Source organism: Parasphingorhabdus sp. (genome assembly GCF_036568145.1).
Lineage (GTDB): Bacteria > Pseudomonadota > Alphaproteobacteria > Sphingomonadales > Sphingomonadaceae > Parasphingorhabdus.
In genome coordinates this window covers 1-25,782 of sequence record NZ_DATCTC010000039.1, presented here as the reverse complement: position 1 = coordinate 25,782, position 25,782 = coordinate 1, and the positions used below count along the sequence as shown (strand labels likewise).

Annotated in this window: 27 protein-coding genes; 12 read left to right on the top strand and 15 right to left on the bottom strand. The window is 49.3% G+C overall.

Features of this window, described 5'->3' with window-relative positions; genetic code table 11:
• Position 1: 1 nt before the first annotated feature.
• Entirely contained in the window at positions 2–2,365 is a 2,364-nt protein-coding gene (locus tag VIN76_RS15390; RefSeq protein ID WP_332042753.1) for a heavy metal translocating P-type ATPase, read from the bottom strand.
• Positions 2,358–2,645 (bottom strand): hypothetical protein, encoded by a 288-nt coding sequence (locus VIN76_RS15385; RefSeq protein WP_332042752.1) that lies wholly within the window; start codon positions 2,643–2,645, stop codon positions 2,358–2,360. The genes VIN76_RS15390 and VIN76_RS15385 overlap by 8 nt, the downstream gene beginning before the upstream one ends.
• A gap of 119 nt (positions 2,646–2,764) precedes the next feature.
• Between VIN76_RS15385 and VIN76_RS15380 the strand changes: the two genes are divergently transcribed.
• Positions 2,765–3,037, top strand: a complete 273-nt coding sequence (locus VIN76_RS15380; RefSeq protein ID WP_332042751.1) for a metal-sensitive transcriptional regulator — start codon at positions 2,765–2,767, stop codon at positions 3,035–3,037.
• A gap of 44 nt (positions 3,038–3,081) precedes the next feature.
• Here VIN76_RS15380 and VIN76_RS15375 read toward each other — a convergent pair whose 3' ends face one another.
• The 3 genes from VIN76_RS15375 to VIN76_RS15365 are packed head-to-tail and all read right to left on the bottom strand — an operon-like array spanning position 3,082 to position 4,473.
• Positions 3,082–3,333 (bottom strand): hypothetical protein, encoded by a 252-nt coding sequence (locus VIN76_RS15375; RefSeq protein ID WP_332042750.1) that lies wholly within the window; start codon positions 3,331–3,333, stop codon positions 3,082–3,084.
• 26 nt (positions 3,334–3,359) lie between these two features.
• Positions 3,360–3,827 carry a DUF411 domain-containing protein gene (locus tag VIN76_RS15370; protein ID WP_332042749.1) on the bottom strand — a complete coding sequence of 156 codons (468 nt, stop codon included), beginning with the start codon at positions 3,825–3,827 and terminating at the stop codon, positions 3,360–3,362.
• Between the two features lie 10 nt (positions 3,828–3,837).
• The gene (locus tag VIN76_RS15365; RefSeq protein ID WP_332042748.1) at positions 3,838–4,473 is read right to left on the bottom strand and encodes a DUF2231 domain-containing protein; all 636 of its coding nucleotides are present in this window, start codon (positions 4,471–4,473) and stop codon (positions 3,838–3,840) included.
• Positions 4,474–4,618: 145 nt separating this feature from the next.
• On the opposite strand from VIN76_RS15365, the gene VIN76_RS15360 reads away from it, so the two are divergent.
• The 8 genes from VIN76_RS15360 to VIN76_RS15325 all read left to right on the top strand — a co-directional run bounded on the left by VIN76_RS15360 (position 4,619) and on the right by VIN76_RS15325 (position 10,549).
• Positions 4,619–4,897, top strand: a complete 279-nt coding sequence (locus VIN76_RS15360; protein WP_332042747.1) for a hypothetical protein — start codon at positions 4,619–4,621, stop codon at positions 4,895–4,897.
• A complete protein-coding gene (locus VIN76_RS15355) occupies positions 4,894–5,334 on the top strand; it encodes a Spy/CpxP family protein refolding chaperone (protein WP_332042746.1) in 441 nt (146 codons plus the stop codon). The genes VIN76_RS15360 and VIN76_RS15355 overlap by 4 nt, the downstream gene beginning before the upstream one ends.
• 20 nt (positions 5,335–5,354) lie before the next feature.
• Positions 5,355–5,927, top strand: a complete 573-nt coding sequence (locus VIN76_RS15350) for an RNA polymerase sigma factor (protein ID WP_332042745.1) — start codon at positions 5,355–5,357, stop codon at positions 5,925–5,927.
• 54 nt (positions 5,928–5,981) lie between these two features.
• Positions 5,982–7,736, top strand: a complete 1,755-nt coding sequence (locus VIN76_RS15345; RefSeq protein WP_332042744.1) for a copper resistance system multicopper oxidase — start codon at positions 5,982–5,984, stop codon at positions 7,734–7,736.
• Positions 7,733–8,857: a copper resistance protein B gene (locus tag VIN76_RS15340; RefSeq protein WP_332042743.1), complete on the top strand. Its 1,125-nt coding sequence runs from the start codon at positions 7,733–7,735 to the stop codon at positions 8,855–8,857. The genes VIN76_RS15345 and VIN76_RS15340 overlap by 4 nt, the downstream gene beginning before the upstream one ends.
• Before the next feature lie 36 nt (positions 8,858–8,893).
• Complete coding sequence (locus VIN76_RS15335; RefSeq protein WP_332042742.1) at positions 8,894–9,121, top strand: DUF2933 domain-containing protein; 228 nt, start codon at positions 8,894–8,896, stop codon at positions 9,119–9,121.
• Positions 9,122–9,283: 162 nt separating this feature from the next.
• Positions 9,284–9,793, top strand: coding sequence for a YybH family protein (locus VIN76_RS15330; protein WP_332042741.1), 510 nt, complete (start codon positions 9,284–9,286; stop codon positions 9,791–9,793).
• 42 nt (positions 9,794–9,835) lie between these two features.
• Positions 9,836–10,549, top strand: a complete 714-nt coding sequence (locus VIN76_RS15325) for a PepSY domain-containing protein (RefSeq protein WP_332042740.1) — start codon at positions 9,836–9,838, stop codon at positions 10,547–10,549.
• Between the two features lie 110 nt (positions 10,550–10,659).
• Here the strand turns inward: VIN76_RS15325 and VIN76_RS15320 are convergent, their stop codons facing one another.
• Entirely contained in the window at positions 10,660–11,862 is a 1,203-nt protein-coding gene (locus VIN76_RS15320; RefSeq protein WP_332042739.1) for a hypothetical protein, read from the bottom strand.
• 88 nt (positions 11,863–11,950) lie between these two features.
• Positions 11,951–12,586 carry an isoprenylcysteine carboxylmethyltransferase family protein gene (locus VIN76_RS15315; RefSeq protein WP_332042738.1) on the bottom strand — a complete coding sequence of 212 codons (636 nt, stop codon included), beginning with the start codon at positions 12,584–12,586 and terminating at the stop codon, positions 11,951–11,953.
• 384 nt (positions 12,587–12,970) lie between these two features.
• On the opposite strand from VIN76_RS15315, the gene VIN76_RS15310 reads away from it, so the two are divergent.
• The 3 genes from VIN76_RS15310 (at position 12,971) to cls (ending at position 16,345) form a co-directional block, all read left to right on the top strand.
• Complete coding sequence (locus VIN76_RS15310) at positions 12,971–13,768, top strand: universal stress protein (protein WP_332042737.1); 798 nt, start codon at positions 12,971–12,973, stop codon at positions 13,766–13,768.
• A gap of 209 nt (positions 13,769–13,977) precedes the next feature.
• Positions 13,978–14,754: an alpha/beta fold hydrolase gene (locus VIN76_RS15305; RefSeq protein ID WP_332042736.1), complete on the top strand. Its 777-nt coding sequence runs from the start codon at positions 13,978–13,980 to the stop codon at positions 14,752–14,754.
• Positions 14,755–14,908: 154 nt separating this feature from the next.
• Positions 14,909–16,345, top strand: a complete 1,437-nt coding sequence (gene cls, locus VIN76_RS15300) for a cardiolipin synthase (RefSeq protein ID WP_332042735.1) — start codon at positions 14,909–14,911, stop codon at positions 16,343–16,345.
• Here cls and mrdA read toward each other — a convergent pair.
• The 8 genes from mrdA to VIN76_RS15260 form a co-directional block, all read right to left on the bottom strand.
• The gene (gene mrdA, locus VIN76_RS15295; protein WP_332042734.1) at positions 16,329–18,248 is read right to left on the bottom strand and encodes a penicillin-binding protein 2; all 1,920 of its coding nucleotides are present in this window, start codon (positions 18,246–18,248) and stop codon (positions 16,329–16,331) included. The two genes, cls and mrdA, sit on opposite strands and share 17 nt — an antisense overlap.
• Positions 18,249–18,345: 97 nt before the next feature.
• Positions 18,346–19,239: a DMT family transporter gene (locus VIN76_RS15290; protein ID WP_332042733.1), complete on the bottom strand. Its 894-nt coding sequence runs from the start codon at positions 19,237–19,239 to the stop codon at positions 18,346–18,348.
• Between the two features lie 76 nt (positions 19,240–19,315).
• Positions 19,316–20,104 carry a polyphosphate kinase 2 gene (ppk2, locus tag VIN76_RS15285; protein WP_332042732.1) on the bottom strand — a complete coding sequence of 263 codons (789 nt, stop codon included), beginning with the start codon at positions 20,102–20,104 and terminating at the stop codon, positions 19,316–19,318.
• 42 nt (positions 20,105–20,146) lie between these two features.
• Positions 20,147–20,920: a DUF47 domain-containing protein gene (locus tag VIN76_RS15280; protein ID WP_332042731.1), complete on the bottom strand. Its 774-nt coding sequence runs from the start codon at positions 20,918–20,920 to the stop codon at positions 20,147–20,149.
• 149 nt (positions 20,921–21,069) lie between these two features.
• Positions 21,070–22,329, bottom strand: a complete 1,260-nt coding sequence (locus VIN76_RS15275) for an MgtC/SapB family protein (RefSeq protein ID WP_332042730.1) — start codon at positions 22,327–22,329, stop codon at positions 21,070–21,072.
• 139 nt (positions 22,330–22,468) lie between these two features.
• Positions 22,469–23,509 carry an inorganic phosphate transporter gene (locus VIN76_RS15270; protein ID WP_332042729.1) on the bottom strand — a complete coding sequence of 347 codons (1,041 nt, stop codon included), beginning with the start codon at positions 23,507–23,509 and terminating at the stop codon, positions 22,469–22,471.
• A gap of 64 nt (positions 23,510–23,573) precedes the next feature.
• Positions 23,574–25,121, bottom strand: coding sequence for a CYTH and CHAD domain-containing protein (locus tag VIN76_RS15265; RefSeq protein WP_332042728.1), 1,548 nt, complete (start codon positions 25,119–25,121; stop codon positions 23,574–23,576).
• Positions 25,122–25,230: 109 nt separating this feature from the next.
• Positions 25,231–25,461, bottom strand: coding sequence for a hypothetical protein (locus VIN76_RS15260; protein ID WP_332042727.1), 231 nt, complete (start codon positions 25,459–25,461; stop codon positions 25,231–25,233).
• Positions 25,462–25,782 lie beyond the last annotated feature (321 nt).

The following is a 25,782-nucleotide window of genomic DNA, read 5'->3' as shown; positions in this document are numbered from 1 at the left end:
ATTACAAGGTCCGACGACGCAACCGCAGCGCATTTGCGATAACCGATACTGAGGAAAGACTCATCGCGGCGGCCGCGATCATCGGGCTCAATAATATACCGAACCAAGGATAAAGGATACCAGCTGCGACCGGCACGCCAAGGCCATTATAGATGAACGCAAAGAACAGGTTCTGCCGTATATTACCCATGGTGAGCTGGCTGAGGTGACGGGCTTTGGCGATACCGCCCAAATCACCTTTTACCAGCGTGATCCCGGCACTTTCCATTGCCACATCGGTGCCCGTGCCCATAGCGATTCCAACATCCGCCTTGGCCAAAGCAGGCGCATCATTGATGCCATCACCAGCCATCGCAACCTTCTTGCCGGCCGCTTGTAGCTCGGAGATGACCCGGTGCTTGTCTTCGGGTGAGACATTGGCATGAATTTCATCAATGCCAATGAGCCGTCCAACGGCTTGAGCAGTCACTTCTGCATCGCCGGTGAGCATCACAACGCGGATATTGGCCTTGTGTAGTGCTTTTATCGCGTCAACGGTGGTTGGTTTGATGGGATCGGCAACACCGATGAGGCCAGCAGGCTTGCCGTCCACAGCCACAAACATCACGGTTTGGCCCTGTGACCGCCCATTCTGTGCTTTGACAATCAGGTCAGCGCTGCTTGCACCAAGCCTTTCCATCATCTTTTCATTGCCGATGGCAACACGCCTGTTCTCTGCAGTCGCTTCTACGCCTTCGCCAGTGACAGACCCAAAGTCGGTAGCTGCTTCAAAGGAGAGCTTCCGATCTTTTGCGCCGGCGACAATTGCAGCAGCTAAGGGATGCTCGCTTGCCATTTCAATGGCTGCGACCAATGCGAGCATCTCATTCGCGTCCATACCTGTTTCCGGTTCAACGGATACCAGCTTTGGCTTGCCTTCTGTCAAAGTGCCGGTTTTGTCGACAACAATGGTATCGATTTTTTCTAATGTTTCGAGTGCTTCGGCATTTTTGATCAAGATACCGTTTTGTGCACCCTTACCGGTACCGACCATGATCGACATGGGGGTCGCTAAACCAAGCGCGCACGGGCAGGCTATGATCAGGACCGCAACCGCATTGACCAAGGCATAAGCAAGAGCGGGATGCGGTCCCCAGATCGCCCAAATAATAAATGTCGCAACGGCTATGAGAACAACGGCAGGGACGAATAGTCCTGCAACCATATCTGCCAATTTTTGAATAGGCGCGCGACTGCGTTGTGCCTCGGCAACCATTTGTACAATTTTTGCAAGCAGAGTGTCTTTGCCGATCCGGTCAGCCGTCATCACAAAACTGCCCGTTTGATTGACCGTGCCACCGGTGACATCGTCCCCTTCCGCTTTACTAACTGGGATTGGTTCGCCGGTAATCATAGATTGATCGATAGTACTGGAGCCTTTGGCGATGCTACCATCAACCGGAACTTTCTCACCCGGGCGAACACGCAACCGGTCACCTAGTTGTACCTGGTCCAGCGAAATCTCTTCATCTGAACCATCATCATTAACACGGACAGCGACAGGCGGTGCTAATTCGAGAAGAGCGCGCAACGCACTAGATGTCTGACCGCGTGCCTTAAGCTCCAGAACCTGCCCCAGCAAAACAAGCGTGGTAATGACGGCTGCTGCTTCAAAATATATCGCGACATTGCCGTTATGTCCACGAAATGCATCGGGAAATGCATCAGGGAAAATGGTAGCAAAGACACTGAACCCATAAGCGACGGCAACTCCGAGGCCTATGAGTGTGAACATATTGAGGTTCATCGTCTTTACAGATTGGATGCCGCGAACGAAAAATGGCCAAGCACCCCATAAAATAACGGGACTTGCCAATAAAAGCTGCAACCACTGACCGGTTGCCGGACTAAACAATCCATCAAATGGATTGTTGGGAATGAGTTCGCCCATCGCGAAAATGAACAACGGAATGGTGAACAGCGCACTCACCCAAAATCGGCGGCGCATATCGATATATTCTGGATCAGGGCCAGTATCGAGCGAGAAGGTTTCTGGTTCTAGCGCCATGCCACATATTGGACAGGAACCCGGGCCTTCTTGGCGGATTTCTGGATGCATCGGGCAGGTGTAGATTGTTCCGGCAGGCACATTATCCTGGGCTTCACGGTGTTTTCCGGTGAGATAATGCTCCGGGTCTGAAACAAATTTGGTTTTGCATCCGGCGGAACAGAAATGATAATCCCGAGCATCATGACGCGCATGATGCTCGGTTTTATCCGGCTCGACAGACATACCGCAGACGGGATCTGTGACATGATCTGAAGAGCCTTCGTGGCTGTGGTCATGGCCTGCAAGGCCACCGGGGGAAGGAGTGACCTCAGCCATTAGCGGTGTTTCCAATCTTGTTTTGAATAAAGCGTTTTAGCGGAACTACAAACAGCGCGATATACCACCCATAGGCAAAGCTGCCGGCAGCGCCCGCCAGAAAACCGGGCCATGTTAACCATTCAAATCCAGGGAGCCAAGGCGCCCAAGCTTCATGCATATGCGCCCAATTCGGTGCTAGTACACCAAAGCCGATGCAAACCAGATAGCTGGCAAGCAGGAATAGACTCAAGGTCCACCCCCAAATAAGAATTTGTTTACCCATTGAAATATTGGACATTTTGCACTCCATCTTTTCGTTGATAAATATACCATAGTGGGGTATAGTTTATTAGTCAAGTTTGGATTTGCGAAGAGTCTTTTGATTGCAAGCTGACTGAGATAAGGCATAGAAAAAATATGACAGAAAAATTTACTCAGGAAATAAACCGGATGCGCCGGATTGAAGGCCAGGTCCGCGGAATTGCCAAAATGATGGAGGAGGGTCGGTACTGTATCGACATTCTTCAGCAATTTTCCGCCGTGGAGGCCGCATTGCATGCCACCAAAATGAAAATATTGGAAACTCATACCAATCATTGCGTGCAGGAAGCCCTCACCTCTGGCGACAAGGCTGATCAAAAGGAGAAAATAGCGGAGCTGATCAGCTTGTTTGGCAAAATGAGAAAATAGAAAAAGGCCCGGAGCCTTTGCAGCTCCGGACCCATCCTGCGACCCTATTCTGGTTTAGCTTTGCCTTGATCCATTTTGCTATGGTCCATCTTGGAGTGGTCCATTTTTGAATGATCCATCATCTGACACGACATTTTGCCATCAGCACCTTTTTGCATCATGCCTTCCATCTTTTTGCCATCCTTCATCAACTCGCATTTCTGCGACTCAGAACCACCGGCTTTATGTTGATGCGCCATGGCTGCTCCGCTCGAAACCAGAGCGATTGCGCTTACGATAATTGTCATTTTTCTCATGATATTTCCTTTCTTGGTTATTAGTCTCAATTGTAGCTTGCGAACACACGTTGCCCATCATCGCCAAGGGCGATGACCTGGTAAGGTTGTGTTTGATTTTGATATTCCATGCCTGGCGAGCCGACCGGCATGCCTGCTACGGCAAGCCCTTTAACGCCAGCAGGGCGGGTTTCGAGCAATCGCTTGATATCAGCGGCAGGGACGTGGCCCTCGATGACATATCCGTCAATAACAGCAGTATGGCAAGAAACAAGCTTAGGCGGAACGCCCAATGCTGTTTTACGCGCTCTCATGCTGGTTTCATCTTTGACCGTTATCTCGCGGTCCATATTGGTTTCGGCATGATCGGCCCATTTCAAACAGCAACCGCAGCCAGCATCACGATACATGACAATGGGCGCAGCGCTTACAGCAGTTGTGCAGGCAGCCAGCAGAGCCAACGTCATGCCGTTCGCCGTCTGGCGTATGTATTTCACAGATAGTTTTTTGGTCATATTTCTTCCTTCACATTCCCATATGATTGGGACCGAGCGACATCTCGGCGCCCCAATAGCCTTGAAATAAAATCGCAAATGCTACCGCGGCAAGACCGACCCGGAACACGGTGCGTTTGCCCGAGTTTGCGGGAGCACTGGACAAAAAAGCGAGCAATATACCGGTTATGGCAATACCGGTGCCTGTCCACCTGTGAAGTCCCAAAATCTCCGAACGATCACTCATGCGTATGCCGCCTGCGAGCCAGCCCAAAATTGCGGCCACAATGCCGCCGGCTGCACCGATCCAGACGAGGAACCGAACCGAACTCCCGACACCTGCCGTAGGATTAATAATCATAATAAGCTCAGCCAACGCGGCAACCAGGAAAAGAGCGATTGGGAAATGAACCGCCATAGGATGCAAGCGACCTAGAAAATCGATGAGATCGAAGCCTTTGTCGGTTGCCGCCTTGTGGGCATGTTCGGCATGCGAATCTAGCATATCTCCAGATTGCATCGACGGCATGCCCGCATCTGCGACGTTGTGTTCGTTCGATTGGGCCACGGGATCAGGCTCATTATTGCGATGAGCCTCATGCGCTTGTAATGCAGAAGCTGGCGAAAGAATTAAAAGCAGTACCAAACCGATTGAACGCCAGTGCATATTGAGCTCCAAATCTAGCAGTTTGTTTCGATGCTGCTATGTGACTATTACGCAGCGAACTTTCATACCCCTCAAAATTTCATTGAGGGTTTTATCTGCTACGCGCGTAAAGTAGTTAGTAACGCGGTTTTGGAAGGAAAACTGAATGACTGAGAAGTTTAGTAAAATTATGGAGGATCTGAACGATAATAGAGCACCTGGTATCGGTCCAGACTTCGAGGCCGGTATTTGGTCCCGTGTATCTCAAATCGAACGCAAACAGCTTGCAAGAGGCCGGAATGGCTTGGCCGCTATCATGCTGGCTACCGCGCTTAGTGTCGGCGTGATGAGTGGGGGGGATGAAGCTATAGCGAGCAGTGGCTCCAGTTATTTGAGCGATGGGCCGGACTATTCACCAGCCACATTGCTGCACGTTTTACCATGAGAATGGGGCCTTTTCGCATTGCGCTCCTGATTTTTCTGGCCCTGACTGCTGGATTTCTAGGGTCTTTGGCAGCCAATAAATGGTCCGCGCGAAATGGTGAAAGCTCAAGCCTTCATGGGTTTGTTCATCAAGAGCTCCGTCTTTCAGAAACCCAAATGAAAGACCTTGACGAAATGGAGAATAAATTTGCGGTAAAGCGCCGTACCTTGGAACTATCCCTGCGGGCGGCCAATGGCAAACTTGCTACCGCTATGGAGGAAGAACACGAATTTGGCCCTAAAGTCGCATTGGCGGTAGAAGATGTGCATGACCGTATGGGGGAGCTACAAAAAGCAACGATCTCGCATGTTTTTGAAATGCGTTCGCTATTAACGCCCGATCAGCAATCTGCGTTTGACCGTCATGTGAGCGATGCACTTACTGCTGATCAGCAATGAAATTCTTTGAATAATCTGGAATGGATCAGCCAATTTCAGATGAACAGGACGAGGTCCTTGCAAGTAGATCAGCCAAGGGGGATCGAAGAGCGTTTGGGGTCTTAATGCAGCGCCATGGTCCACGCTTGCTTAATATTGCTTTTAGAACCTTGCGTCATTCAGACGAAGCGCAAGATGCTGTCCAGGAGGCGATGGCCGCAGCATGGTTCAAAATGGGTCAATTTGACCAAAGCCGCGAGTTGGCTCCATGGCTAACCAGAATCACGCTTAATAAATGTCGTGATCATTTAAGGCGGCGCAAAGTGCGTCGTTTTTTCGAGTTTGGAAGCGGTCAGGAGCACGAATTAGAAACAGCTGACGAAACACCTGATCAATCTTCCGACCTGGAATCACGTCAGTTGCTTTCTCTGATGGAAGAAAAAATTGCCACCCTTCCCCATTCTTTGAGAGAACCATTCCTTTTGGTAACCTATGATGAACGTAGTCAGGCTGAAACGGCTGCTCTTCTAGGCATTTCGGAAAAGGCAGTTGAATCGCGAATTTACCGCGCGCGAAACAAATTGCGGGATGCAGCTAAAAGTTTTGAGGGATAAAGCATCTGCGCGCGTAATGAGGTTGAACACAGACCTCTATTCAGGACAGAATTTATGCTTTCCCTCGACCGCAGAAAATTAATTACTTCATCGCTAGCGCTTGGTGGGGCTGCAGGATTATCCGCAGCGATGCCAGGCTGGGCACGCGCTGCCAATGGAGGCACATTAGCCCGCAAAGGCAGTGATGTTCTCTCCGGCGAATATATGAAAATGACGGTTGCTGATGCCGCGTTTACGACCGGCAGTCGGCGCGGACCGGCTGTTACCGTAAACGGCACTATCCCTGGCCCTTTGGTGCGCCTCAAGGAAGGCCAGAACCTCGTCGTTGACATGGTCAATGATAGTTCTGAAGGCACGTCAATTCACTGGCACGGGCTGCTTGTTCCGTTCTTAATGGACGGTGTTCCCGGCGTCACAATGGCGGCGCTCGAACCGGGCAAGACATTCCGTTACGAATTCCCTATCCGCCAAGCAGGTACATATTGGTGGCATGCCCACACTTTGCAGGAACCAATGGGCCACTATGGCCCAATCATCATTGACCCCAAGGGACCAGAGCCGGTGGAATATGACCGGGATTATGTAGTGATGCTGTCTGACTGGTCACCCATGAATCCGCATACAATCATGGCCAAACTGAAAAAGGGCGAAGGCTATTTTAACTATAACCAGCGCACAATGACAGATGATTACCCCCTTTCGGCAGAGGAGCGCCGAATGTGGGCTAAAATGCGGATGATGCCAACCGATATCGGCGATATATCTGCCGCAACCTATACCTATCTTCTCAACGGGCATGGTCCTGAAGACGGGCTGGAGTATCTCTTTAAAAGAGGCGAACGTGTGCGCCTGCGCTTCATCAACGGGGCAGCCGCCACGTTTTTCAATATCCGTATTCCAGGCCTGCCAATGACGGTCATCTCGGCCGATGGGCAGAATGTCGAGCCGGTTCAGGTGGACGAATTCCAGATTGGCAATGCCGAGACTTATGACGTTATCGTCGAACCCGGAAGCAGTGAAGCCTATACAATTACCGCTGAATCAATGGATCGCTCGGGCATGGGCCTTGCCACACTGGCAAGTCGCCCGGGAGCGCGTGCGGCGGTTCCTCCGCTTCGCGACCCACCATTGCTTACAATGGCTGATATGGGCATGTCCGGACACGGCGAAGGTGGGACGGATCATTCCGCACATGGCGCTACCGTTTCCGGTGCGGCAATGGCCGATATGGATATGTCGGGCGGCATGAATATGCGAGACACGTCCAAATTGCCGCCTTCGGTCAAGGTCGGACCTGGTGTAGATATGGTATCAATGAACCCGGTTGACCGGATGGGAGACCCTGGCATCGGTCTCGACAAGGTTGACCACAGGGTTCTCAACTACAAACAACTTGTGGCAGCGCGCCCTAACAAGGTTCGAGCGCCTACACGGCTCAAAGAAATCCATCTGACAGGAAATATGGAGCGCTATATGTGGTCCTTTGACGGCAAGAAATTCTCTGCCGTTACAGATGATCCCATCCGCTTCGCTTACAATGAACGCGTTCGGGTCAAGCTCGTCAATGATACAATGATGGCCCATCCTATCCATTTGCACGGCCATTTCTTCGAACTGGTAAACGGTGCGAAAAATGATCGCCAACCTCTGAAACACACGGTTATCGTGCAACCAGGCGGCAGCGCCCAATTTGACCTCACGGCGGATGAACCGGGCGATTGGGCGTTCCACTGCCACTTGCTCTATCACATGCATAACGGGATGTTTCAGGTCGTCACCGTGCGCCCGCTGGATGGAGACAAATCATGAAAATGATGATTGCTCTCCTGCTGTCAAGCACAGCAGTGCCCAATGTCGCGTTCGCGCAAAGTCATGACGGTCATAATATGCCCGCTATGGCAGACCCTGCCGAAAAGCCGGTTGCCGATGAAGCTGATCCCCATGCAGGCCATAATATGGACACAGCTAAACCGGCGCAGGATGATGTCCCCGTCAACCATGATGAAATGGATCATGAAGGCCTTCCGCATGAAGGCGCCGATGAAGCGGAAGCATCTCAGGATATGCAAATGGATTCCATGAGTGATCCTCAAATGGATCACAGCCAAATGGATCATGGCAAAATGAACCAGCAGTCAGAAGAGGCCGACACAAATGCCGGTCATGACATGCCATTAGATTTGCCCGTAAATGCGCCTCCACCCCCGGAAGCGTTTGACGGGCCCACATATGCGGCTGATCAATATGTCGGCGCAGAAGAAATGGCCGCTTCGCGTGCTGGCGTGGCCCGCGCCGTCAGCGGCACGCCGGTATTCTGGTTTCAAGGGGACCGCCTAGAGTACCGAGCCCGGGAAGGTAAAAACGGTTATTTGTGGGACGTCCAGGGCTATTATGGCGGTGATCTGGAAAAATTCTGGTTCAAAAGTGAAGGCGAAGGCAGCTTTGGCGAAGCCATAGAGAGCGCAGAAGTGCAAGCTCTTTACAGTAAGGCAATCGCACCATTTTTTGATGTTCAGGCAGGTATCAGACAAGATCTGACAGGTCCAGAACGGACCCACGCGGTGGTTGGCATTCAAGGTCTGGCACCCTATCTTTTCGAAGTGGACGCTGCGCTATTTCTATCCAATAAAGGCGATATAACCGCCAGAATTGAGGGCGAGCTGGATCAGAAAATCACCCAGCGCCTGATTTTGCAACCGCGCGCAGAAGTCAATCTTGCCGCCCAAGACATCCCAGAACTTGGTGTCGGAGCGGGTCTGGATAGCTTGGAAGTGGGGTTACGGCTGCGCTATGAATTTGCCCGCGAATTTGCGCCCTATATTGGCATCGAACAGGAATGGAAGCTCGGTGGAAGCCGCGATTTTGCGCGGGCTGCGGGTGAAGATCCATCTGTCACCAATTATGTCGTGGGCATACGATTCTGGTTCTAGCAGGATTTCAAGTGGTTCCGTTCAAAGGAAAGTTAGATGAAAAATAACAAACCGGCTCCGCGCCGTTTTGCGTTAACGCTCACCTATATTGTTGTTTTTCTCGGCGCTATCGTAGTCGGCGGCTATTTGATGACCCACCAACACCAGGCCCATATCCCTGGATTATATCTGCTACTGGGCGCCTTGCTGCTAGCTTGCATTACGATGTTTCTGTTTATGCGTGGTGGACGGCATGGATATTCAAACAAGAATGGGGAAGAATGAGAAGGGGAATTTCTCGATAACAACTGGTTTCCAATTCTTGCAATCATATGGAGGGCTTATTGTGAACGAACGGCGTGAGCAGGAAGCCAAACTTGGCAAAGCGACCGGAAGGGTTCTGGGCTTTGCTAAAAGACCGGAAATAATAACCAATGGGAAAGAAACATGATAATTTTAAACGCAATATTACTCGCCGTTGCACCAGCCAGTGCCGTCATTCCGCAATCCAGCAACACTCAACTTGAAACTGAGGTCTCCGCGGAAAATGAAGACCCGCAAAATTCTGCAGGATATTCTCCTAAAGACGTTCTAGTTGCTTACCGGGACGCCATTCAAAAGCTTGATGCTTCAAAAATGAAGGCGCTATTTTCGGAAGAATCTCAAATATTCGAAAATGGTAAGGCAGAAGGAACATTCCTCCATTATCTGGAACATCATTTGGGTCCCGAATTAGGTCATGTAAAAAGCTTTACTTTCACGCAGCCGACAGTCTCGATAAGCCAGGTTGATAATACCGCGTTTGCAACTGAAACCTATGACTATGTGATAGTTTTGCATGATGATCGTAAAATCGAGCGCACCGGCATAGCTACGTCGGTACTGGTTCGTGAAGGCGATAACTGGAAAATTTTGAGATACCATTCTTCTTCTCGTGCTCCGAAAAAAACTGAATGATGAAGTTCCAGAGAAAATAGTCAGCGCGCTGTCGGGGGATAGATGTCGACAAAAGTTCATATTAAGGCGAGCAAAATACATAAATGGCTCGCACTGATCATCGGCGCGCAGCTACTACTCTGGTTTGTAAGTGGCTCAGTCATGAGCATTTTACCTATCGAAACCGTACGGAGCGAACATTTGGTATCACTCGAGGCACCGCCGATTGGGAATATCAACGGGCTCGTTTCTCCCAGAGTTGTTGCAGCGAAAATCGATGGGCCCATTCGTTCATTGCGCTACCGCATGCTGATGGACCGACCCGTTGCCGAAGTAATTGATATGAAGGAAACGACATATCTTTTTGATGGCCTCACGGGTAAACCGCGTAGGCAAATTGGTAAGAATGAAGCCCTCAATATCGCAGAAAAGGCGTGGATCGACGGAGAGCCTGATTTTACGTCAGTTGCCAAGATCAATCAGAATTCGATCGAGTATCGCGGAGCATTGCCAGCATGGCAGGTGAGCACAGATGATGATGTGAGGATATTCATTCCTTTGGCTACAGGGGACATTGCGGCCGTTCGGAGCCCTACCTGGCGATTTTATGACTTCTTCTGGTCACTCCACATAATGGACTGGAAAAATCATGAAAACTTCAACAGCTGGTGGCTCATAGCCTTTGCGCTCAGCGGTGTCGTAATGTCGGTGTCGGGTTTGACACTTCTTGTCAAACGCTGGCCATTGAAACGCCGACAGAGAAAAAATGTCAACTAGTGATTGGACGAAGAAACGGGCTTAACCCTATCAATAATCCCTTGCCATATCACCGTTGAGTAAAAGGCGTCGATTAGCTTACATTCAGCTTTTATTTGCAACTGCGCGCGTCAGACTTCAACTGCATCGCCAAGCCCAACAATCAGAATACCAAAAACCACAAGAAGCGAGAAGAGACAGCCGCGCCAACTCTGCCCTGGAAGGAGAAATGCCATTCGCGCAGCGATTGCTGCCTGCAGGGTGTAATAAAGGGCTAAGGCGCGAGAGGCATAGCTTATAATCTGAAAAACGTCTGCGCTCCAGGTTAATATCAAACCTAAGATTACGAGTATCACATAGCCATTGCGCGGGCTAATCCTGCCTTTTGTCAATTCTGCGATCAGACCGCCAGATCCGCTTGTATCGGCTATCGCAGCGCTGAATTGTGCAGCCAGCGCCCCGGCTACCAATATCCAGGGCAATATTGGAGCGACAATTCCCATGACATCAATGATTGCCGTTTCGGTTAACTGGAATTCTTCATGTTCAAACGAAAAGGCAAACAACGTGATATAGATGGTGTAAATGGCTGCGGCGACCAGTTGCGCAAGCCGCATCGATCTGATCCGAAAAGCGGCGTCATATTCATCGTCCAAATATCTGGAGGTCTCAAACCCCTGGACGGTTATGATCAAACCAAAGGCGAGCGTTATGGCCGCCCAGCCGGTCAATTGTGGTGGATGAAGGACCAGCGTTGAATTGACTGCTTTGGCGTAGCAATAATAGCTGAGGCCCAATAACAAACCTGCGATGATAGCAAGTTTAAATGTGACGGCAGCATATTCCATTTTCTCAAGCACAGAAAACCCGCGCGTATAACCAACTGCCAAAATGATCACAAAACTGACGGAGGAAAGGAGCTTGGCATTCGCAGCACTGTCGAAAGGCGTTAGACTAAGCCCGAATGCACCAAAGAGATTGAGATAATAGGTAACAGATATCATGAAGGCGAAAGCGAGCGCCCAGGAAGCGCCTATTTCCAGCTTCTCTGAGATAAAATCATGAAAGGAAACCGGGGCGTTTCGGACGGCTATATTGAAGCGGATAGCGCTCCCAAAAAGATAGGCTCCAAGGACCAACGCGCCCATCACAAGAGGGGCTTTGCTCCCGTAAGCATAGACCAAGATGGGGGCGAGAACGAGAAACCCGCTACCGATGATTGAAGCCAGTGGAGTAACCGTTGCCCGCCACAACGATGATTGCAAAAAACTTCGAGAAAACTGTACCACGCTAGCTAAGATTATCGCTGCGATGATTACAATATTCAGTATCACGTCATAATCCGGATATACGGCGCATATTTATTAGCAACAAATTCCGCCCAATGCCAATTCCCTCCACCATCAAATGCTGGATTTTATGTCATGAGCCTTGAGAACTTTTCTTCATTTCTTTCCACTGTCCCCAACGCGGAAAGAACATGGGTACTTTAGCTTGATAGACAAGGTAGTCATCGCCAAACTTGCGCAGCATATCGCGCTCTTCCTTACGTGCGAGGAAATAGTAAGCAATCATTATAACCGGGAGAAGGCTGATCGAGAATATGGTAGGCCAATGAATGACCCCTTCGCCGAACAAGGCGATGAAAAGGCCAGTATATTGGGGGTGTCTGACAAACTTGTATAGGCCGGTCGTAACCAGCCGGCTTTCCTGACGGGCAAGATAAACTTCTCGCCAGCCTTTGATGAAAAGCCCTATTCCAAAAAATGCAACGATATAGCCCAAGATCATCGCCGCAAACATTCCAGTTTCGCTGAAGTTGAGCATTGTTGACCAGAAACTGTAACTTACATAATCTCTGTCCAAGCCAAAAAAGCGGATGGCGAGGTAGACCGTCAGCGGAAAGCCATACATTTCGGCATATAGCGCGATAATAAATGCTTGCACCAAACCTGCCCCTGCCCATTCGCGCCAACCTTTTGGAGCAAGATATTTGTAGAATATCCAAGAGACTACAATGACCATAATCACGGCCACTCCCCATCCAAACGTACCCATTTTATTCTCCGTTCCAATAATCAGTATATTAGTCTGTCTAGAAGGCTGCCGAGTTAGCGCCTAAAAATAGCCCTGTCCGGTCTGCAGACCCCAAGAAATTACCAGCCCGACAGGCGAGCGCTGCCAAGAGTTAATTTCCGGCGGTATCCAATACAGACGCAGGTTTGCTCATTTCGTTACACTGGCGGTGAACAGTTCGATCTTAATGTCCTGGCGCACGTTGCGGTAAAGCTTGGGATATAATTTCTGCACCAATGCTTGCGTCTCAACTTTTGAGAAGCTTCTCGGGATCGGCCGACCCAACGGCAAACTGTAACGTTTCAACTGCTCAACCGTCATTATGCTCGTCAAACCGCGCAGTCGCGACTTGCTGAAAGGACCGCTATGAAAACCATCCTTCTACCCATTATCGGAGATTCAGGTATGGAAGGCCGCCTGCAATCAGCCTTGGCCCTAGCGCGCGATCAAAAAGCTCATCTGAGCTGCGCGCAAATATTGCCGCTTCCGTACGTACTTTGGGCAGGTGAAGCATCCGGTATGACCTACGGATTAATGCTGCGTGATGCCGAAGGAGCAGCCAAGGACCGTCGAACAGAAATTGAAGCAAGGCTCTCTAAAGAAGGAGCTTCCTGGGATTGGTATGTGCGCACAGGCGATCTAGTAAGCGAATTGATATTGGCAGCAAGACTGGCTGATATCGTCATCGTCGGCAGCGGACCAGGCGATGATGGAAAGCTGAGCCACGTGGCGGCCGATCTATCCATTCATATCCCCATTCCAGTCCTAACTATTCCAAATAATGCACCAGTCTTCGATACCACTGGACCAATGTTGATTGCCTGGAACGGGTCTGCAGAGGCTGCCAATGCGCTCCGAAATGGTTTGCCGCTGATTTCCAGAGCCTCAAAAGTTCATCTAGTTACAGTTGATGAGGCATCCTCGGAGTTTCCGGCAGAAGACGCAGGTGTGTTTTTGTCCCGGCATGAAATTCACGCCGAAGTGAGAGAAATTACTGAAAAAACGTCGATAGAAGAAACTCTAGAATCGGCAGCTCGCGACATTGGAGCCTCCTGTATAGTAATGGGCGCCTATGGCCATTCGCGAACACGCGAAATGATCTTCGGCGGTGTTACCCGGCATATGCTGCAGAATAGTGCAATTCCGCTTCTCTTGTCTCATTAGGGAACTTCGAGACCAAAATGTCAGTTAGAAATTGATTTGAATCGCGGATTATGTCCCATCAATAATTTGCCTGATCTTCTGGTTGCTAAATCTATCTTGGAGATGTTGGAAGGCACATCTTATGAAAGTGATATGCAGCGTTATTATTTCACGAAATTGGATTCCCGGCAGGCAATATCCTCGGCTCAGCATGGCAGGCTTTGGATACTATGCTCTATAGCGAAAGCCTTGGTGATGAAGGCGCAACCATGGTTTTCTTGCATGGCATCGCGGGCTCAACGCGTTACTGGAGATCGCGCATAGCCCCATTGGCGATTGATCACCGGCTCTTGTTGGTTGATCTGCTCGGCTATGGAAAATCCCCAAAACCATGGACCAAATATACGGTGGATCGCCATGTCGATGAACTTTATCAGATTGTACACGGCCAAAAAGCAATCACTATCGTTGGGCATTCATTCGGGGCAATAGTCGCAATCGCCTTTTGCGCCCGGTTTCCTCATTTGGTAAAACGTCTGATCCTGGTCAGTATTCCCTATTTCGGCGATAAAGAAGGTGCCATAAAATATTTTAGCGAAAGCCATCTAGCGGAGCGATATGTTACGACCAACATAGCCTTTGCAGCACTTGCATGTATGGTGACACGTTGGGTCCTGCGCTGGTTTCTCCCCTATGTGCTGCGTGATATGCCGCCTGAAGTCGTTGAGGACCTGACCCGCCACACATGGCGATCGTACACTTCTTCTTTATGGGACGGCGTATATGGCCATGATCTGTTCGCTGATGCTGACAGATTGGATCCTGAATGCGGCGTCTATTGCCTGCATGGGAGCGCAGACACAACCGCTCCACTTTCGGGAGTTAGGAAATTGTCGTCCAACCGTCCGCACTGGAAATTGCGGATTCTAGAAAATGGCGACCATCACCCATTGTTGAGAAATCCACAATGGTGCATCAAGGAGATCAGCTTGGCGATGAAGAACTGAACGAGCTATTGGCGATTTGAAGTGGACCCGGCCATCAAGCGATGTTGCCTGAATAGGCAAGCTAGAACTTTATGAGCTAAAAATATGCAGGATATTGCCACGCGAACATACTCAGGCGGATAAGACATATGGCAATGAAAATTGAACCCGCCAAATGAGCCAGGATATTATTGATTCTTTGGCAGTTGGTTACGTCTTGGTTGAGTGGACGATCCGTGTAATCATGCTGATAGTCGTCCCGCTAAGACGGTCCCCCGGAGCGGCACGCGGTTGGCTGTTTGTCACCTTTTTTATCCCAATTCCGGCACTGATTGTTTATTTACTAATTGGCCGGCCTACCTACCCACGGTGGCGGCGAAAGCGATTTGAAAAAGCTCGTCAATTGTTGGCAAACGCAACCGATGAAATCAGCCATTCTAAGTTTTGCTCTCATCCAATTTTACCCGAAACATATGCTCCCGCTGCTAAATTGGTCCAGAATTTGGGCCAGTTTCCGATATTGGGCGGTAATAGGATTGATCTTCTTTCAGATTATGATCGCACCGTTGATCAACTCGTTTCAGATATCAATGGGGCTAATCATCACGTTCATCTTCTCAGTTATATTTTTGCCAACGACCGCACCGGATCAAAAGTGATTGATGCGCTGATAAGAGCCACCGAACGGGGTGTCGAATGCAGGGTTCTTGTCGATGCTTTGGGTTCACGTCGATGGGCACGCACCATTCGTAATCGTCTGACAAGTGAAGGCGTCCAAGTAGCACGGGCGTTGCCGGTGACTTTTTTGCGTCGACGTTCTGCCCGCGCCGATCTGCGTAATCACAGAAAAATTGCGATTATTGATGCGTCTATTGGTTATATTGGTTCACAAAATATCATTGATGCAGAATATGCACCCGGCTTGTTCAACCGCGAGCTCGTTGTGCATGTCGCAGGCCCCGTAGTGCTTGAAATGCAAGCTGTGTTTGCAGCAGATTGGTATCTTGAAACCGGGCAGGTTTTGGACGACGCGACATATTTTCCGCATCGTCATGGCAAAGGATCGATAATGGCTCAGCTGCTGCCTAGCGGGCCGGATTTTCCTGTTACCGGCGCAGGTCGATTGGTTGTAGCCCTAATATACAGCGCCCGGCAGCGCATCGTTATCACTACCCCTTATTTCATACCGGACGTTGCCTTGGTAGAAGCACTTGAAACTGCAGTTTTGCGAGGAGTTGAAGTCAATCTTATACTCTCTAGGGTTTCGGACAACATCTTGGTAGGCCTTGCTCAGCGCTCATATTATGATCAGATGCTGCGCGCGGGCATAACCATCTATCTATATGGTGACGGCTTGCTTCACGCCAAACACATCATGGTAGACGATCTAATATGTGTTGTTGGCTCTACCAATATTGACATCAGGTCATTTCAGTTAAACGCCGAAGCCAGTTTGATAATCTACGATGAAAAACTAGCAAGGATGCTGGCCGCGGAACAAAGCAAAAATATCGCTTCGAGCGAGCGACTAAGCCAGGAAGTCTGGAATCAACGCGCCGTGCCAGTCAAGTTAGCCCAAAATATTGCGCGACTTGTCAGTCCGTTGCTGTGACGGTTTTGGATGCTTTGTATTCTGCCAGCCTTTTAGCCATCCGCTCTTCAATATCTCCGCCCCAGTCGGCTTCGAGTTTTCGCAGGGCATCCATTGCTATTTCTTGCTTGTATAAGAACGTCATGACATCGCGCGCAATCGGATAGGCGGATCCCGAGCCGCCGCCGTGTTCCACTACTACGGAAATTGCATATCGGGGATTTTCAACTGGTGCGAAAGCAACAAAAAGTCCGTGATCGCGGAATTTCCAAGGCAGGCTAGCGTTGGACCGAACTCCCCCTGCCCGCTCTGCCATCGTTATACGCCTTACTTGTGCGGTCCCCGTTTTACCGCCCATCTTCACATCCGGGATAGGCAGCGCGGCGCGGCGCGCTGTGCCTATTTCGCTGACCACATCTCCCATGGTGCTGCGAACAAAAGCAAGATGTTCTGGCGAAAGGTCAAGACTTTGAGGTAGCCGCTTGTTCTTGTTGGGTAGCAATGAAGGAACGATATTGCGCCCAGAAGCAATTCTGGCGGCCATGATCGCCAGTTGCAGCGGATTAGCAAGCATATACCCCTGACCGATCGTCGTATTGACCGTATCATAGGCTTGCCATTTTCGATTATATTTACGCTCCTTCCATTGTGCATCAGGTACCGTGCCATAGCTTTGCGATGAAACGGGCAGATCATATGTTAGACCCAGCCCCAGTGTTTTTGCCATCGCCGCAATGGGCTCGATTCCCACTCTAAGAGCCATTTGGTAGAAATAGACATCACAGCTTTGATATATAGCTTTGGCCATGTTGACTGTCCCATGCCCGCCTCGTTTCCAGCAATGGAAGAAGCTATTGCCAACTTTCAAACGACCAGTACAGAAAATCGTTTCATCTGCTCTCACCCCTTCCTTTAGGAGCGCCAATGCGACCATTGGCTTGATTGTTGATCCAGGCGGATAAAGACCGCGCAGGGACTTGTCCCGAAGAGGCACATGATCATCGCCGGACAACATCTGCCATTCATTCTGACTAATACCGTCCGAGAAGCTATTGGGATCGAACGACGGCATGGACGTAATCGTCAAAATCTCCCCCGTTTGGCTATTCAGAACAACAACCGAACCGGATTCCTCGCCCAATCTTCGTGCAGCATAACGCTGGACATCAATATCTAACGTCAGCTGAATGGACTTGCCTGGGATATCAGGGCGCGCTTCCAGTTCGCGTACAATCTTTCCTCTCGCCGTAACTTCTACCCGCTTAGCTCCTGGTTTTCCCTGCAGCGCTGCCTCAAATTTCTTTTCTAGCCCATCCTTGCCAATTTTGTACCCCGGCGTGACCAGAATAGGTGAAGGATCTTGTTCATATTCTTCAGCCGATGGCGTGCCAACATAGCCGACAAGATGCCCGACGGCCGTTCCAGGTGGATAATTTCTTGAAAAACCGCGACTAGCTGAAACTCCGGGTAAGTCTGGCAAGCGGACAGTCACTGCAGCGAAGCTGTCCAAATTAAGACCTGAGGCAATATGGATTGGCTGAAAATTATTTGTCTTTACCAATTCAGTGTTTATTCGCCTAACCTCTTCCGTATCCAGCCTCAACAATTTGCTAAGCGTAGCGACCGTCGTTTCTTTGTCCTTCACGCGACTCGGATTTAAGTCGACACGAAAATCGGCTTTATTGTTTGCGATAGGCTTTTCGTTGCGATCTAAAAGCCAACCTCTTCGCGGCGGTATGAGCGTAAAATTTACACGGTTGCTCTCTGACAGCAATTTGTAACGGCTATTTTCGACAACGGAGATATAGCCCATGCGGGCTATGAGAACGACGCCGATACCTAATGAGGCACCGCCCAGTAGAGTAGCGCGCCGCGAAAATGTGAGAGATTGAACGCACCCCTTCATTGTTTTGGTATTTTTCATACTAGCAGTCGCCAATAACCGGGTTCCAGACAGAAAAAATTGTTTTGAAAAGCAGCGCTCCAACCCAGCACCTTGGATGAGTGGCCAGTTGTATCTGTCATGTTATCGATCGTTTCTGGGATGATCCCAGCATGAAAATCATGGAAACCCCTACTATAGTTAGGGCAATCCCTATCCATTGGAGAAAAGCGATACGTTCTCCGAAAAATATAACTCCCAGTGCCAAGCCAAAAATCGGGATGAAAAAACTAAAACTATTAGCCCGGTTCAACGAAGTTTTTTCGAGGATGGAAAACCACATCCAGTAGACCAAAGAAGTACCCAAAACGCTAAGAATTCCAAGTATCAATACGAATTGGGATGACCATTTTACAGCTGTTGGATCTTCAAAAAACAAGGCTGCAATGGCAAGGGGAATACTGCCGATAAGAAGCTGCAGACCCATCGCCATCAATGCATCAACAGACCCAGCTAGTTTTTTAATCCAGACGTTGCTAATCGTAATGCCCAGGGCAGCCAGAATAATATAGGCTACGCCAATCGCATAGCTATCATTCTCACTGGAAAGATATCCTGGCGACGCTATGAATATGATCCCGCCGAAACCCAATAACATGCCCAAAACGCCTAGACGCGTCAGCCGCTCCTTCAAAATAAAGACTGCGAGAATTGCAGCTAGTAAAGGCTGTGCATTTGAGATTACCGTCGCAATACCCGGAGAGACAAATTCCGCTGCGTGAAACATGCCCAAAAAGCCAAAACTGGTCGCTCCAATCCCCACTATGGCGATGATTTTCCAGTCATTCCAATTTTGGGGCAATGGCTGCCGCAATGCAAACGCAAGTACAATCAAAACTAGGCCTGACAGGACCGCGCGAAAAGCAGCGAATGTAAGATGCGGCGCAAATTCTATGCCCCAGGTTATGAAGGGAAAGCATATTGCCCAAAGAAGCATCACTATTATGATCTGAAAAACAATGGATATGCTCACGATGGAACTCGCGTCCAAGGAAAAATCCGCAACGTGTTTTGGCAGAAATTTAGCCCATCTGGACCATTGAGTGCCATCACGACGCAATGATTTTTTTTTGCAGATATATCTCATCAAACGGAAAGACTATTTCAGCATCAGGTTGCTCAGCGTGCTTATCCTTATCCGGACAATCAACGAGCGACATCAGGTGACCAATAATATTCAATCGCGCCGTTTTTTTATCGTCCGCTTTGACCACATACCATGGTGATATTTCAGTATGGGTCCGGCGGAACATCGCATCGCGCGCTTCGCTATAATCGTCCCAATGTTCAATGGCTACTTCATCTATCGGGCTAATTTTCCACTGCTTTAAAGGGTCTACCCGACGATCACGCAAGCGCCGTTCCTGTTCGTCTTTTGAGATATCGAGATAATATTTGTAGATTTGCATCCCGGACCCGATCAGCATCTGCTCAAAAGGAACTACTGATCTCATAAAATTCTCATATTCCGTTTCGCTGCAATAGCCCATGACGCGTTCGACGCCGGCCCGGTTGTACCAACTTCGATTCATCAATACCATTTCCTGACTTGTTGGAAGATGGGCCACGTATCTCTCGAAATACCAAGAACGGAGTTCTCTGTCCGAAGGCTTGCCCAAGGCCACAACGCGCGTTTCCCGCGGGCTCAAATGCTCGGTTATCCGCTTGATAACGCCGTCCTTGCCTGCTGCATCTCGTCCTTCAAAAATAATAAGGATCTGCAAATCATTCTTTATCAGGTGTCGTTGCAATTTTACCAGTTCCAACTGCAGGCGTTGCAAAGAGGCCTTATAGTTTTCTTTGCCGAACCCTTTGGTCTTTTTTTCCTTTTTACTCATCTTGTCACCTTTCCAAAAATCATCTCAATTTGAGCAGAAATGTCACGCTGTTTTTACGATTATGTTGTGCAGAATATCGCCGGCATGGGCGAAATGGTCGGATGCGTTTGACAAATGGCGATAGATTTCCCGCCGCTTCAAAACTTCCATTACATAGGCCAAACCGCTAGCCACTGCCCTGCAATCGGCCTCCTCCAAAGGATCCAATTGATGCAAAAACTCATCTTGATTGCTGGATTGTTCTGCCCGGGGTTTGGCGGAATAGTATTTTGCATCGAACAACTGAGAAAGCGCGTTGCGATATAGTTTTTCAACCTGTCTTTCCACTTTTTGAACGGCCGCAGCGCTTTGTTCGGCCAAGCTAGGGTCCTTTTCCAAAGTGGCGAAACCACTTTGAAGCTTTTGCGCACTGGATTGAAGAAGCTTCGCCATTTCGAGCATTTGGGCATCGGGTTCGATCCCAAGAATCTCCGTTTCCCGCACGGTCGTCTTGGCATAATTTAAACCCTCATCGATCGAGGTGATCGCCCGATAAATGTCCTCGCGATCAAACGGCGTTGAAAAAGAGCGGTTAAGGGTATCTATGTTTCGTATTTTCAAAATATCCCCTTCGTGCTCCAGTCTCCGCACATCATCGGCTCGTTTCTGCTCGCCTGTTTGCATATAGGCGACCAGCATTTCCATTGCCTGCACAACGACATCACATTGATCATTAAGCATTGAATAGAAGTCCGGCGTTCGCGGAAACACGGAGTTTATAATTTTCGAGAAACGCGAAATCCGTTTTGTTTGTGTGCTTTCAGTTTCAGATTGCATAGCCTGTCCAATCGTTGCTGGCTTGACTGAGCCAAGTTGCCCCGTCTCGTGGCTTTTTCGTCGTTGGCGGAAAGCCGTGCCCTACTCGCGTATATAGCTGGCATTCGGCCAGCTCTACTCGATATGGCCAACGGCACGCCTTATTCGGTTCAGATATAAACATTGATCAGAACTCCTGCCGAGATACCAAATACCAAAGCCAGATAACCGGTTAAAATGGGGCGTCGTAGCTTCTTGTCGGCAAACACAAAAACTATCCCAAGTTTGAAAATAAGGTTGGCGAAGAAGGCCAATATGATTGCGTAAACGGCAATATTGGGATCAAGAATATTATCCGACACGAGTTTCAGGTTTGAAACTGTTATGGCGTCAATATCGGTCAATCCTGATAGGAAGGACACTAGGAAAACACCGGCTTCTGCAAAGACATCATTCATCCAGGCGACAAGAAATAATATCCCGGCAAAGCTAAGTGCAAAGATCCCCGCGCTCACGATTTCCGCTGGATTTCGGGTTGATACTGCCGGTAGCGGCTCCCTTGAGTCTTCAATCCTGCGATACGACCACAAAACGAACAGACTGCCAGCCACTGCGCCCCCTATCAGCCATGGCAGCATGAGAGGCATCAGCATAAACTCCAGTAAGCCCACGATAATTCCAATGCGAACGAGCTGAACCAGGTAGGACAATAATATAATGGTTGCTGCAATGTTGGAGAACCCGGCCTGTTCCTTGCTATATTTAGCATAGACAAGGGTCGTTGCCGTCGTTGAAGCCATGCCTCCCAAAATCCCGGCAATTGCGATGCCCGACTTATGCCCAAATATTTTAAGTGCGAGATAACCCAATAAGCTAAGCCCGCTAATGAGGACCACTAGCCAACCGATTTGATAGGGGTTAAATACCTCGTAAGGGCCGTAATTGTTGTTCGGTAATATTGGCAATAAGATAACCGCGATCGCTGCGAATTGGAAAAACGATATTATTTCCTGTTTGGTCAACCTTTGCGGTACCTCTCGCAATTCTTTACGGAAATAGAGCAACGCAGTCATTGTCACAGCAATCGCGGCGGGCAACAACGGATGGCCAATCCATAAAATATAACCCAGTATAAAGGTAATTAGCGCAGCGATTACCGTCGTGGTATCTGGCTCTTCAGCCCGGGATTTCATTTGGGCGATCATCAGACAGGCGGCGACAAGTATCAAAAGCGCCCAGGCACCGATTTGAGAATCAGTTTGCGCCCAGATATAGCCGCCGAGCGAACCAGCAAGCGCGATTAGTGTAAAAGTCCGCAGCCCTGCGATGGAATTTTCATGACGCTCTCTCTCCAGCCCTACCAAAAAGCCGAGGACCAGGCTTTGCCCAAAGAGCATCAGATGCGAAATTTGAGGGGCATCGTTAATCATCTTTGACTAATTTCCCAAAAGCCGCGTTTAGAAACACATATGTGCTGTCTTAGACGCCAGCTTTCCCAGAAGCCCATTAGGCCAATTGCGCAAAATGCTACTTTTCCGGATTTGGGAGCATGCCATATATGGTTTTCCATCAAAAAATCTTTCCAGCCAATTGGATCAATCCGTAAATGGTAATGGAAACGCTCGCAGCGCCAGGTATCGTGATCAGCCATGTCCCGAAGATATGCTTTGCAGTGCCCCAGTGAACCGACTTTGGCCGCTCTGATGTGCCAACGCCCATAATTGCAGTGCTCACCACCTGAGTGGTGGAAACTGGCGCTCCGAGAGCAGATGCCGCCAAAATCACGCCAGCCGACGTCAATTGTGCATCCAACGCATGGATTGGCCGAACTTTGTAGATCCCGAAACCCAGCGTACGCACAATGCGCCAACCGCCTGTCAGCGTGCCGATTGTAATTGCTGTTGCGCTCGCCAAAATAACCCAAAACGGAACATAAAACTGCCCGCTGACGCCGCCCAGGACCAGGATCATGGCAATTACACCCATGCCTTTTTGGGCATCATTTGTTCCATGAGAAAAGGCCAGAGCCGCCGTTGTCAGCCATTGAGAAGCGCGAAGATATTTATTGGCCGATGGCTTGGCGGCCCGCAAGGAGAAGACCATGAGGTGGTGTAATAGGCCGCCCAGGAAAAACCCCAGAATGGGTGAAAGAAACAAAGCCCCCAATATCTTGGCGACACCCTTGAGATGAAAGCCGCCAGTTAGCTCAAAACCCCAGACGACATGGCCTGGACCCGCAGCGACAATTACCACCCCTACGAGACCTCCAACAAGAGCTTGGGAAGAGGAGACGGGAAGTCCAAACCACCAGGTTAGAAAATTCCAGATAATCGCACCGCCCAGACCTGATAGTATGACAGTCAGTGAAATAATATTCCCCAGATCGGAAACATCAACAAAGCTGCCTATCGTATTGGCCACCGCAGTTCCTCCAATGATTGGACCAAGAAAAGTGAACGAGGACACCAGAGTAATTGCCTGTATTGGGGTCATTGCATGCGAGGCAATTGCCGTAGCCAACATGTTGGCGGCGTCTTGCATTCCGTTCGAATAGTCAAACAACAGAGCAATAAAGACGCCCAGGATGACAAGGACCATCACGCCAGTCATCGCCAGTCTTCTTTTTGGTAGCGTCTGAACCGGCCTGTACTCTCGTTCCGATTCTGCATCGGAATCATTTTCTATCCCAGAAAACTCTGGTTCTCAGCAACCGGTTTACATCCTTGAAAAGTTTCTTTGCGGTCAATTTGGCTTCGCGTCGGTGCCATCCGATGACAATACCAGCGGAATAATGCCATGCTGGAGTGGCAGGATCGGGCTTCACGCCCAGCAATTTCTCGACAAGCATTTCCGCAACAAGGACATCATTCAAATAACCCATCCGACTTTGAATGGGACTAAGCGTTTTCTGAAATTTCAAAACTTGCTTATCTGGATAAATATTAGCACAAAAATCGATGGTATAACGAAGTTTTTTAACTTCTAATCTCAGCTTATGCCTTTCTTCCTCAGACATTTTCTCAAGCTTTTTACAGTTTTCGCGCACAATTTTATTCTGTCTCTTGAGTTGCCTTGCACAAAATTTTCTCACTGGCCTTGACAGGTCCATTGCTTTTGAAGAGGGCGCGTTATCCCGCCAGCTGTCACTATAAATCCATGTACTAAGCCCTAGAATAAACTCCGTATAGCGCGCGGAATTGACTGCGCTGCGGGCTTGTTTGCGATGAAGAACTCTTTCATTCTCGGCAGCCGACAAAAGCAGTTCAAATCCGATGGCCGGTCTGGAAATTTTGGCGACCGGTGCTACAAATTCATCGATGAAAACATCCCAGCTGCGCGCTGCCGCTAGCTCATCCCTAAGCCATTTTGCTTCGGTCATGATCCAATCATATTTTTTTGGCGCAATATAGGACTGAAAAATCTCCAAGCCTGCACGCAAACGCCGCAAGGCAACGCGCATTTGATGGATGCCCTCAGCATCGTCCTGTAGAACCGAATCTTCGTTGGCTTGGAGATAGCTGATTGCCTGCTGAACATTGTCGACAAAGGCCTGTTCTGCAGAGAAGCTTTTCAACAGCTTAGACTGCTGCCATTTTTGAGCGCGTGGCTCTTGCTTGGATAACAATGAATAGCCACGTGCTGCTTTGCTCACAGTGCTGGTCCGGAACGGGACTGTCTGATTAATAGTTGCCGCAAGTTCAAATATGCGAGCGGCTGAACCGCTTAAAAGTTCGAGCTCGAATTCACAAATTGGCTTGACTTCATCACCTGCGGTGACTTCGCCGACATCGATGTCGAGCGACACTGTCGCACCATCTTGAAATTTGAGTTTACGGGACTGCCGCCTAACAACGGATTGGAAAATAGCTTGGAGATTGTCCTCGGCCAATCGATTTATCTTGGCCCGGATTTTCTTATTTTCAAGAAGATCAATTTGTGGGATTTGATCCGGCAATTCAGCCTCCCATTCTGTTCTCCCTATAATGGCACCCAAAGGTTCGCTTTGCCGTTTCAGGCACTGGGTATAAGTCTTGCCGATTTTGCGAACACGCAATGAATAGCCGTGCTTGTGCAGAGCATGATCGGGCGTATCAAAATATGTCGTTGTCAAAATGCGAGAGACTGCCTTGTCAACTGCAAGCTCCCGAATGGCACATAGACTTTTTAACTGCTCCAGCTGTTCAACGTTGAATACCCCTTTTAATTCCATTTCATTGTTCATTGACACTGTTTCGTTCCTTTGCGGTCAAGCGGCTCTGCTGGAGTCCGCGCTCGGTAGTTAAACTGCCGGCTAACTCATGTAATGTTTGGGTTACTCTGTGCGGTCGAATTCAGACGGCTTGATGTTCTTGGTGATGGTTAGTTTCATGACGGACTATCGTCGGTTCACGCTCAGCGCAGGATTGTGCACGATCAATCCGTGATAATACTGTGCGCAATTCATCCGCTTCGGCAGTGTCTTGCTGGCCATGCGCTTCCAGTCTGGCAAGCTTCTGCCGGAATATTGGGGCGTACATCGTGATAATCTCTTTGTCTGCATTATCATTTTCGGCATCGTTCATCTGAAATTCTCCAAAATTTCCCTATGTGATTGCATGCATGGTGATGGCTCAAACCGCCGGCATTCCTAGACATCGGGCACGGTTGGGGGAACGGTTTGATTGGGTTCAATTATAATGACGTGGCAAATGATGATTTGTTACACTTATGTTAAATGTGCCTCCAAGCCTTCTTACCAAACTCTAGGTCGTGTTGACAAAAGGGATTCCCAACCACACCGAGTTGTGATTCAAGGCTGCTTTTTGAGGAGTAGTCATGGGCCGCGGGGATTTGTCGGATGCTGAATGGGAATTGATCGGGCCGTTGCTGCCGCCTGAGCGTGG

Excerpts from the sequence above, each read along its gene's own strand:
- VIN76_RS15390 (WP_332042753.1), bottom strand. The coding sequence starts at position 2,365 with ATGGCTGAGGTCACTCCTTCCCCCGGTGGCCTTGCAGGCCATGACCAC.
- VIN76_RS15385 (WP_332042752.1), bottom strand. The coding sequence starts at position 2,645 with ATGTCCAATATTTCAATGGGTAAACAAATTCTTATTTGGGGGTGGACC.
- VIN76_RS15380 (WP_332042751.1), top strand. The coding sequence starts at position 2,765 with ATGACAGAAAAATTTACTCAGGAAATAAACCGGATGCGCCGGATTGAA.
- VIN76_RS15375 (WP_332042750.1), bottom strand. The coding sequence starts at position 3,333 with ATGAGAAAAATGACAATTATCGTAAGCGCAATCGCTCTGGTTTCGAGC.
- VIN76_RS15370 (WP_332042749.1), bottom strand. The coding sequence starts at position 3,827 with ATGACCAAAAAACTATCTGTGAAATACATACGCCAGACGGCGAACGGC.
- VIN76_RS15365 (WP_332042748.1), bottom strand. The coding sequence starts at position 4,473 with ATGCACTGGCGTTCAATCGGTTTGGTACTGCTTTTAATTCTTTCGCCA.
- VIN76_RS15360 (WP_332042747.1), top strand. The coding sequence starts at position 4,619 with ATGACTGAGAAGTTTAGTAAAATTATGGAGGATCTGAACGATAATAGA.
- VIN76_RS15355 (WP_332042746.1), top strand. The coding sequence starts at position 4,894 with ATGAGAATGGGGCCTTTTCGCATTGCGCTCCTGATTTTTCTGGCCCTG.
- VIN76_RS15350 (WP_332042745.1), top strand. The coding sequence starts at position 5,355 with ATGGATCAGCCAATTTCAGATGAACAGGACGAGGTCCTTGCAAGTAGA.
- VIN76_RS15345 (WP_332042744.1), top strand. The coding sequence starts at position 5,982 with ATGCTTTCCCTCGACCGCAGAAAATTAATTACTTCATCGCTAGCGCTT.
- VIN76_RS15340 (WP_332042743.1), top strand. The coding sequence starts at position 7,733 with ATGAAAATGATGATTGCTCTCCTGCTGTCAAGCACAGCAGTGCCCAAT.
- VIN76_RS15335 (WP_332042742.1), top strand. The coding sequence starts at position 8,894 with ATGAAAAATAACAAACCGGCTCCGCGCCGTTTTGCGTTAACGCTCACC.
- VIN76_RS15330 (WP_332042741.1), top strand. The coding sequence starts at position 9,284 with ATGATAATTTTAAACGCAATATTACTCGCCGTTGCACCAGCCAGTGCC.
- VIN76_RS15325 (WP_332042740.1), top strand. The coding sequence starts at position 9,836 with ATGTCGACAAAAGTTCATATTAAGGCGAGCAAAATACATAAATGGCTC.
- VIN76_RS15315 (WP_332042738.1), bottom strand. The coding sequence starts at position 12,586 with ATGGGTACGTTTGGATGGGGAGTGGCCGTGATTATGGTCATTGTAGTC.
- VIN76_RS15310 (WP_332042737.1), top strand. The coding sequence starts at position 12,971 with ATGAAAACCATCCTTCTACCCATTATCGGAGATTCAGGTATGGAAGGC.
- VIN76_RS15305 (WP_332042736.1), top strand. The coding sequence starts at position 13,978 with ATGCTCTATAGCGAAAGCCTTGGTGATGAAGGCGCAACCATGGTTTTC.
- cls (WP_332042735.1), top strand. The coding sequence starts at position 14,909 with ATGAGCCAGGATATTATTGATTCTTTGGCAGTTGGTTACGTCTTGGTT.
- mrdA (WP_332042734.1), bottom strand. The coding sequence starts at position 18,248 with ATGAAAAATACCAAAACAATGAAGGGGTGCGTTCAATCTCTCACATTT.
- ppk2 (WP_332042732.1), bottom strand. The coding sequence starts at position 20,104 with ATGAGTAAAAAGGAAAAAAAGACCAAAGGGTTCGGCAAAGAAAACTAT.
- VIN76_RS15280 (WP_332042731.1), bottom strand. The coding sequence starts at position 20,920 with ATGCAATCTGAAACTGAAAGCACACAAACAAAACGGATTTCGCGTTTC.
- VIN76_RS15275 (WP_332042730.1), bottom strand. The coding sequence starts at position 22,329 with ATGATTAACGATGCCCCTCAAATTTCGCATCTGATGCTCTTTGGGCAA.
- VIN76_RS15270 (WP_332042729.1), bottom strand. The coding sequence starts at position 23,509 with ATGACTGGCGTGATGGTCCTTGTCATCCTGGGCGTCTTTATTGCTCTG.
- VIN76_RS15265 (WP_332042728.1), bottom strand. The coding sequence starts at position 25,121 with ATGAACAATGAAATGGAATTAAAAGGGGTATTCAACGTTGAACAGCTG.
- VIN76_RS15260 (WP_332042727.1), bottom strand. The coding sequence starts at position 25,461 with ATGAACGATGCCGAAAATGATAATGCAGACAAAGAGATTATCACGATG.